The sequence below is a fragment of the Streptomyces sp. NPDC051776 genome (genome assembly GCF_040681345.1).
Lineage (GTDB): Bacteria > Actinomycetota > Actinomycetes > Streptomycetales > Streptomycetaceae > Streptomyces.
The window spans coordinates 80,582-87,746 of the sequence record NZ_JBFAYQ010000022.1 but is presented as its reverse complement, the minus strand read 5'-3'; the positions used below and the strand labels follow the sequence as shown (position 1 = coordinate 87,746).

5 protein-coding genes and 1 pseudogene are annotated in these 7,165 nt (G+C 70.8%); 2 read left to right on the top strand and 4 right to left on the bottom strand.

Translation table 11 applies throughout. The annotated features are described in order from the left end of the window. The first annotated feature begins 535 nt into the window (after positions 1 to 535). Entirely contained in the window at positions 536 to 757 is a 222-nt protein-coding gene (locus AB0M26_RS18625) for a hypothetical protein (RefSeq protein ID WP_365262082.1), read from the top strand. A gap of 140 nt (positions 758 to 897) precedes the next feature. Here AB0M26_RS18625 and AB0M26_RS18620 read toward each other — a convergent pair whose 3' ends face one another. The 3 genes from AB0M26_RS18620 to AB0M26_RS18610 all read right to left on the bottom strand — a co-directional run bounded on the left by AB0M26_RS18620 (position 898) and on the right by AB0M26_RS18610 (position 3,593). Further along, entirely contained in the window at positions 898 to 1,053 is a 156-nt protein-coding gene (locus tag AB0M26_RS18620) for a hypothetical protein (protein ID WP_365262079.1), read from the bottom strand. A gap of 164 nt (positions 1,054 to 1,217) precedes the next feature. Continuing rightward, the gene (locus AB0M26_RS18615) at positions 1,218 to 2,579 is read right to left on the bottom strand and encodes a glutamine synthetase family protein (protein ID WP_365262077.1); all 1,362 of its coding nucleotides are present in this window, start codon (positions 2,577 to 2,579) and stop codon (positions 1,218 to 1,220) included. A gap of 120 nt (positions 2,580 to 2,699) precedes the next feature. Further along, positions 2,700 to 3,593 (bottom strand): alpha/beta hydrolase, encoded by an 894-nt coding sequence (locus tag AB0M26_RS18610; RefSeq protein ID WP_365262074.1) that lies wholly within the window; start codon positions 3,591 to 3,593, stop codon positions 2,700 to 2,702. 361 nt (positions 3,594 to 3,954) lie between these two features. Between AB0M26_RS18610 and AB0M26_RS18605 the strand changes: the two genes are divergently transcribed. Beyond that, positions 3,955 to 5,703, top strand: a complete 1,749-nt coding sequence (locus AB0M26_RS18605) for an NAD+ synthase (RefSeq protein ID WP_365262070.1) — start codon at positions 3,955 to 3,957, stop codon at positions 5,701 to 5,703. A 276-nt stretch (positions 5,704 to 5,979) separates the two neighbouring features. Here the strand turns inward: AB0M26_RS18605 and AB0M26_RS18600 are convergent. Beyond that, positions 5,980 to 6,928, bottom strand: a pseudogene (locus AB0M26_RS18600) (MFS transporter). Between the last annotated feature and the right edge of the window lie 237 nt (positions 6,929 to 7,165).

Below are 7,165 nucleotides of genomic sequence, written 5' to 3'. Positions count from 1 at the left end.
GCCCGACACCCGGCATCCGTGGGCCCTTGCCCCCGGCGTCCCTGGGCCCCGACACCCGGCATCCGTGGGCCCTTGCCCCCGGCGTCCCTGGGCCCCGACACCCGGCATCCGTGGGCCCTTGCCCCCGGCGTCCCTGGGCCCCGGCACCCGGCGTCCGTGCGCCGCTGCGTCCTCGGGCCCTGCGGTCGGCGCTGTTGTACTCGGGCGACCGTTGCCCGTCCCGGGAGCCGTCGCGCACCTTCGGCCCGTATACCTACGGGCCGCGGCGAACCACTGCCCGAGACCCTCCGGACGGATCCGGGCCGACGGTCGCCGACCGCCGGCCCGGCGGGGACGGGAACGCTGCCGCGCCCGACTGCCGTGCCGCACAGGCCGGTTCGTCCCGTACACGCCGGTCGTCCGTGTGGTGCGCGACGCGGGTCAGCCGGCGACCGGGGTCCCGCTCCGGGCGCGCTCGTCAGTGCATGACTTCGGGCACCCGTGGGACTCACCCCCCGTCGCCGCCCCTACGTCACCCCTCGACCGGTGGTACCGCATGCGCTTCCTCGACCTCGGCCCCTGGATCAGCACCGACACTCCTGGGATGAAGGAGCGTTGGGGCCCCGAGAGGCTCGTCTCCGTGAGGACGCCTGAGCGGCGCTGCGACGCGCTGCTGCCCCTGGTGGAGGACCTCGCGGACGGCCGTGACGAGGGGTGGCGCACCCCATGGCTCACCCCCGGGCACGCCCGCTCGGCTCTGCGAACGCTCCGCGGGTGAGGAATGCTTCAAGCTGAAGAACGGGTGAGGAATGCTTCGGGGCTGAAGAATCTGTGCGGGTGAGGAATGCTTCGCGGGTGGGGAAGCTCCCCGAGTGAAACACAATTCCCGTGCAGCACCGAAGGATTCTTCCGGAAACCCTACGTGCTGCCGGCCGCCGAGGGCGGATTGTTGGCCTCGTACTCCTTCCAGACCCCGGACAGCCAGCGGGCTTTCGCCCGGTCGCTCCTACGCCACTCCATGGCCCGCTCCGCGAGCCATTCGAAGTTGTCGGCGAAACAACCGGTGTCGCACACCTGCCCTCTGTCGCGCTCCGCCTGAACCAGGGGGCCGAGGAAACGCCAGTACTAGATGTGGAAGGGCCGGCAGTCCGCGACCGTCAGCCCTGCACGCTTTTCCGTCGGATTTTTCGGAGTCGGACTCCACCGGAGTCGGATCCCCCGGAGGACGGCGCCGACCGCTACAGCACCGGCAGGTTCTTCCGCAGCTCGAACGCGGTGACCTCCGAGCGGTACTCCTCCCACTCCTGCTTCTTGTTGCGGAGGAAGAAGTCGAAAACGTGCTCGCCCAGCGTCTCGGCCACGAGTTCGCTGCGCTCCATGAGGGTGATCGCCTCGCCCAGGTTCTGCGGGAGGGGCTGGATGCCCATCGCGCGGCGCTCCGGGTCGCTGAGCGCCCAGACGTCGTCGTCGGCGCCCGGCGGGAGTTCGTAGCTCTCCTCGATGCCCTTCAGACCGGCCGCCAGCAGCACCGCATACGCCAGGTACGGGTTGGCGCCGGAGTCCAGGGAGCGGACCTCGACGCGGGTCGAGCCGGTCTTGCCCGGCTTGTAGAGGGGGACGCGGACCAGCGCGGAGCGGTTGTTGTGGCCCCAGCAGATGTAGGACGGCGCTTCGCCGCCCGCGCCCGCGGTGCGCTGCGAGCCGCCCCAGATCCGTTTGTAGGAGTTCACCCACTGGTTCGTCACGGCGGAGATCTCGGCCGCGTGACGGAGCAGTCCGGCGATGAAGAACTTGCCGACCTTGGAGAGCTGGTACTCGGCACCCGACTCGTGGAAGGCGTTCCGGTCGCCCTCGAAGAGGGAGAGATGGGTGTGCATGCCAGAGCCGGGATGCTCGGAGAACGGCTTGGGCATGAACGTCGCCTGCACGCCCTGCTCCAGCGCGACCTGCTTCATGACCAGCCGGAAGGTCATGATGTTGTCCGCCGTCGACAGCGCGTCCGCGTAGCGCAGATCGATCTCCTGCTGGCCCGGGGCCCCCTCGTGGTGCGAGAACTCCACGGAGATGCCCATGGACTCCAGCATCGTGATCGCCTGGCGGCGGAAGTCCATGCCGACGTTCTGCGGGGTGTGGTCGAAGTAGCCGGAGTTGTCAGCGGGGGTGGGCCGCGAGCCGTCGACCGGCTTCTCCTTGAGCAGGAAGAACTCGACCTCGGGGTGGGTGTAGAAGGTGAAGCCGAGGTCTGAGGTCTTGGCCAGGATGCGCTTGAGGACATAGCGCGGGTCGGCGTACGAGGGCGAGCCGTCCGGCATCAGGATGTCGCAGAACATCCGGGCCGTGCCCGGCGCCTCCGCCCGCCACGGGATGATCTGGAATGTGCTCGGATCCGGCTTGGCGATCATGTCGGACTCGTAGACCCGGGCGAAGCCCTCGATCGCCGAACCGTCGAAGCCCATCCCTTCGTCGAAGGCCTGCTCGAGCTCGGCGGGCGCCACGGCGACCGACTTGAGGAAGCCGAGCACGTCGGTGAACCACAGGCGCACGAAGCGGATGTCGCGCTCTTCGAGCGTACGAAGCACGAACTCCTGCTGCTTATCCATGATTCCTATCCTCGCAGGTCAGACGGCTTGCTCTGGAGCTTCTCGGGTGCGCCACCGCGCTGTGGCCCGTTCAGTATCACGTGGCGGCGTTTCTGCCGCGTTTCGTCCCCCGGGGTCAGGCTAGGTCCTCCCGGCGGTGATGTCCCAAGCGGGCGATTCCCCGAGCACGGCACGGGCGACCGCCGCGGGGTCGTCCATCATCACCAGATGGCCGGCGGGGGCGGCGATCCTGAACTCTGCGCCGTCCAGTTCCGCGGCGAGCCGGCGCTGCCGGTCCAGGCGGCGCAGTTCGCGCGGTGCGTCGGTGGCGCCGTACGCGGCCAGGACGGTCACCGGGACGTCCGGCAGCGGATGACGGGCCCGCAGATCGAGAAGTTCCGCGGCCATACCGGCATAGGTCGCGTTCTCCAGCAGGCTCGCGCGCAGCACGCGTGTGGTGCTGTAGCAGAGGCGGACGAGGGCCTCGGGCGTCGGGTCTTCGTGGCGTACGGTCTGGGCGCGAACGGTGAGGCGACGCATGGAGCGGCCCAGCGCCCGCGGCACTCCCGCAGCGCCGAGCCCCGCGGCCAGCAGGCGCGCGGCGGCCGCGCGGGGCGCAGCGGGGACGGCGGGAGCCCGGGCGTCCTCCTCCACGCTGGTGTCGACGAGGACGAGCGCGGCGGTCCGTGCGGGGTGCAGCCGTGCGAACGCCTCCACGTGGAATCCGGCGAGGGAGTGGCCGACGACCGTGCACGGGCCGGACAGCCCGAGCGCGTCGAGGACCGCCAGGATACGGCCCGCCTCTCCCGCGGCGGTGGGGACCTGCCGCGCGGGCGCGCGGGCACTGAGCCCGAGACCGGGGCGGTCGAACCGTACGACGGTGCGGTACGGAGTCAGCAGCGGGACCACCGGTCCCCAGTCGAACCAGCTCATGCCGAGCCCCCCGCTGAGCACGCAGACCGGGCCCTCGCCCTCGCGTACGACGTGGGTGGGGACTCCGGCGACCGTGAGCATCCGGCCGGGTACGCGCCTCATGCGTCTCATCCTGCGCCCTCCCGCGGGCAGCGGCCCGGCCCGCCTCTCTCGGTGGCCTCCCGGCAGAATCGCCCCAAGGCCGTTCCTCCGAGCATGGGAGATCGATCTCCGGCCGGAATGGTTCCGTGGCTTCTGGATGCGATGCACGTCCCTGGATGCGATGCACGTCCCCTGAATGCGATGCACGTCCCCTGGATGCGATGCACGTCCGGCCGGAGGCGTCACCTCCGGGCGGGGCTCTGCGCGTACAGGCGTGCGACGGTCCGTACCGCTGCCGCTACCGTGAGCCCTTGGCACCGAGTGAAGGCCCCCACATACCCCGCCCGGGACATCGTGTCAGAGAGACGATTACACTGGCCGCGTGCCTCAACTTCGCCTCGCACTGAATCAGATCGACTCGACCGTCGGCGACCTCGCAGGAAACGCCGAGGCCATCGTCCACTGGACCCGGCACTCCGCCGAGCAGGGCGCCCATCTCGTGGCCTTCCCCGAGATGATGCTCACCGGCTACCCCGTGGAGGACCTCGCCCTGCGCACCTCCTTCGTCGAGGCGTCGCGTGAGGCGCTGCGCGCCCTCGCCTCGCGGCTCGCCTCCGAGGGCCTGGGCGATCTGCCCGTCGTCGTCGGTTACCTGGACCGGTCGGAGAAGGCACAGCCGCGCTACGGCCAGCCCGCGGGAGCCCCGCAGAACGCCGCGGCGGTGCTGCACCGCGGCGAGGTGGTGCTGTCGTTCGCCAAGCACCACCTGCCCAACTACGGGGTCTTCGACGAGTACCGCTACTTCGTACCGGGCGACACCCTGCCCGTCGTCCGCGTGCACGGCGTCGACGTCGCGCTCGCCATCTGCGAGGACCTGTGGCAGGACGGGGGCCGGGTGCCCGCGGCCCGGTCCGCGGGCGCGGGGCTGCTGCTGTCCGTCAACGCCTCCCCGTACGAGCGCGAGAAGGACGACACCCGCCTCGATCTGGTCCGCAAGCGTGCCCAGGAGGCGGGGTGCACGACCGCGTACCTGGCGATGATCGGCGGCCAGGACGAGCTGGTCTTCGACGGCGACTCGATCGTCGTCGACCCGGACGGCGAAGTGATCGCCCGCGCACCCCAGTTCGCCGAGGGCTGTGTGCTGATCGACCTCGATCTTCCGGCGGCGGGGGCGGTTCCGGCGGGCACCGTCGACGACGGTCTGCTCGTGGACCACATCACGCTCTCCGCCGACCCGCTGCCGGCGTACGAACCGGAGCTCAAGGGCGGGTACGCGGACCGGCTCGACGATGACGAGGAGGTCTACTCGGCGCTGGTGGTCGGCCTTCGCGCGTATGTCGCGAAGAACGGTTTCCGCAGTGTCCTCGTCGGCCTCTCCGGCGGCATCGACTCCTCCCTCGTCGCCGCCATCGCCTGCGATGCCCTCGGTGCGCAAAACGTCCACGGCATCTCCATGCCGTCCAAGTACTCCTCCGACCACTCCAAGGGCGATGCGGCCGAACTGGCCCGCCGTACGGAACTCAACTTCCGCACGGTGCCCATCGAGCCGATGTTCGACGCGTACATGGAGTCGCTCGGGCTCACCGGAGTGGCCGAGGAGAACCTGCAGTCCCGGCTGCGCGGCACGCTGCTGATGGCGGTGTCCAACCAGGAGGGCCACATCGTCCTGGCCCCGGGCAACAAGTCCGAGCTGGCGGTGGGGTATTCGACGCTCTACGGCGACTCGGTCGGCGCGTACGGCCCGATCAAGGACGTCTACAAGACCCAGGTCTTCCGCCTCGCCCGGTGGCGCAACCGGGCGGCCGCCGACCGCGGCCAGACCCCGCCGATCCCGGAGAACTCTGTCGTCAAGCCGCCGAGCGCCGAGCTGCGCCCCGGCCAGGTCGACACGGACTCGCTGCCCGACTACGAGATCCTCGACGCGATTCTCGACCTGTACGTGGACCACGACCGGGGACGGGACGCGATCGTCGCGGCGGGCTTCGACGCGGACGAGGTGGGGCGGGTCCTGCTGCTGGTGGACCGGGCCGAGTACAAGCGGCGCCAGTACCCGCCGGGCACGAAGATCTCCGCCAAGGGCTTCGGCAAGGACCGCCGGCTGCCGATCACCAACCGCTGGCGCGAAGGCTGACCCGACCACCGGGCACGAGGGGCCGTGGACCGCGGGGGTGGGCGCCCGGGGCTGCCGGGGCCCGCCGGTCCCGGGCAGCGGCGGACAAGTCCGCGGGGGACAAAACCACGGCGGACGTGACCGCCGCGGACAGGACCGCGGGGGGACAGGACCTCGGCGGACAAGACCGTGCCCCGCGCAGTGGGCGGGGCACGGCCGTCTGCGGTGCAGCTCTACGCGCCGCACTTCCGAGGATGACACCCAGGTCAAGGCAGCCACGTCACCCGCCGGATTTCTTCACCCGACCCGCTCGACCCGCACCGGATCGGAGCTGCGCGCGACGACCCGCGAGGCGCCCGCACCTTGGGCCGTACGGGCCGTGGACCGGTCGAGGAGCCCGGCGGTGACGGCGATGGCGAGACCGGTCGCCGCGAGGGCGGCACCGACGAGTGTGGGCGAGGTCCATCCCCACCCCGCGGCGATGGCCGCACCGCCCAGCCACGCGCCCCCGGCGTTGGCCAGGTTGAACGCCGAGTGGTTGGAGGCGGCGGCCAGCGTCGGCGCGTGCTGCGCCTTGTTCATGACGAGCATCTGCAGCGGCGTCGTGGTGATGAAGCCCACGGCGCCAAGGAAGGCCGAGCAGCACCTGCGGATGGCGCAGGGCGGACATCTCCCGTACGAGACCGGCCCGGGTGTCGAGTGGCATGTGGGGCACCAGCCGGGCGAGGGCCGCGACCGCGACCAGCCCGATCGCCGTGACGACGAGGAACGTGGCACGCCATCCGAGCTGCTGGCCGAGGAGGGTGCCGGCGGGGACACCGACGATGTTGGCGACCGTGAGGCCGAGGAACATCGTGGCAACGGCGCGCGCCTGCCGCCGCTGGTCGACCAGCCGGACGGCGACGACCGCGCCGACGCCGAAGAACGCGCCGTGCGGCAGTCCGGCGAGCACTCGCCCGGCGGCCAGCAGCGCGAAGTCCGGGGCGAACGCCGAGGCCAGGTTGCCGACGGTGAACAGAGCCATGAGGAGGACCAGCATCCGCTTGCGCGGGATGCGGGAGCCGAGCGCGGCGAGGAGCGGGGCGCCGATGACGACGCCGATGGCGTAGGCGGAGACGAGGTGGCCGGCGGTGGGCACGGAGGTGCCGAGGTCGTCGGCGACGTTGGGCAGCAGGCCCATCATCACGAACTCGGTGGTGCCGATGCCGAAGGCCGAGACAGCCAGGGCCAGCAGGGCCAGGGGCATGGAGCGAGAACCTTCCTTCCGGATGAGTTGTTTTGTTTTTTCCCGGAACAAAGTCTCTCATACGCGTGCGTCCGACGTGTGAACCCCTTGTTGCGGGCAGGCCAAGGATCTCCGTGAGCGAAACGGCCACCCGTCGTACGGCAAGCCGCGGACGTCGTACGGCCACGGAGGACGTCGTACGGCCACGGAGGACGTCGTACGGCAAGCCGCGGAGGACGTCGTACGGGCGCTCCGACC

Excerpts from the sequence above, each read along its gene's own strand:
- AB0M26_RS18625 (WP_365262082.1), top strand. The coding sequence starts at position 536 with ATGCGCTTCCTCGACCTCGGCCCCTGGATCAGCACCGACACTCCTGGG.
- AB0M26_RS18615 (WP_365262077.1), bottom strand. The coding sequence starts at position 2,579 with ATGGATAAGCAGCAGGAGTTCGTGCTTCGTACGCTCGAAGAGCGCGAC.
- AB0M26_RS18610 (WP_365262074.1), bottom strand. The coding sequence starts at position 3,593 with ATGAGGCGCGTACCCGGCCGGATGCTCACGGTCGCCGGAGTCCCCACC.